This window comes from Neisseria sp. P0022.S010 (assembly GCF_051956635.1).
Window position 1 is genome coordinate 1 of the sequence record NZ_JBQCXF010000804.1, and the last position, 621, is coordinate 621.

Consider the following 621-nt stretch of genomic DNA (forward strand, 5'->3'; position numbering starts at 1 on the left):
GGCGCGCTGTTTCCGGTGGGGATTGTTACGTCGTTTGTCGGCGTGCCGTTCTTCTTCTGGATTGTATTAACGAAACGATAGGCCGTCTGAAATGTTGAAACTTGAAAACGTACACATCCGGCGCGGCGATTATGTCGTCGCCGACAATATCGATTTGACGCTGGAACAAGGCAAAGTCTATTCCGTGCTCGGCCCGAACGGCACGGGCAAATCCTCGCTGATGAAAACGATTTTCGGCGAAGTGGCGCACAAAGGCACCATCCGCTACGGCGACGAAGCGTTGAGCAAAATCCACCTGCAAAGCTGGCGCAAACGCATAGGCTATATGCCGCAGGACACCGCCGCCGAAGCCTCGCTGACCGCGCTGGAAGTCGTGTTGCTCGGCCGCATGGACGCGCTGCACATGCACGTCGGCGACGAACTGCTGCACGAAGCCGCAAGTATCATGGCGGAGCTGGGCATCGGCCATCTGGCGCACCGCGACGTCATGCGGCTTTCCGGCGGACAGCGGCAGCTCGTCATGTTTGCCCAAGTCATGCTGCGCCGCCCCGAAATCCTGATGCTGGACGAACCGGTCAGCGCGCTGGATATGCACCACCAGTTGAACCTCTTGGAGCGCGT

At 58.9% G+C, this 621-nt stretch carries 1 protein-coding gene; it reads left to right on the top strand.

What is annotated here, in order from left to right; genetic code table 11:
* Window positions 1-91: 91 nt before the first annotated feature.
* Window positions 92-621 (top strand): ABC transporter ATP-binding protein (locus ACTHUT_RS21515; protein WP_440419846.1); only part of this gene is annotated, 530 nt, incomplete at its 3' end.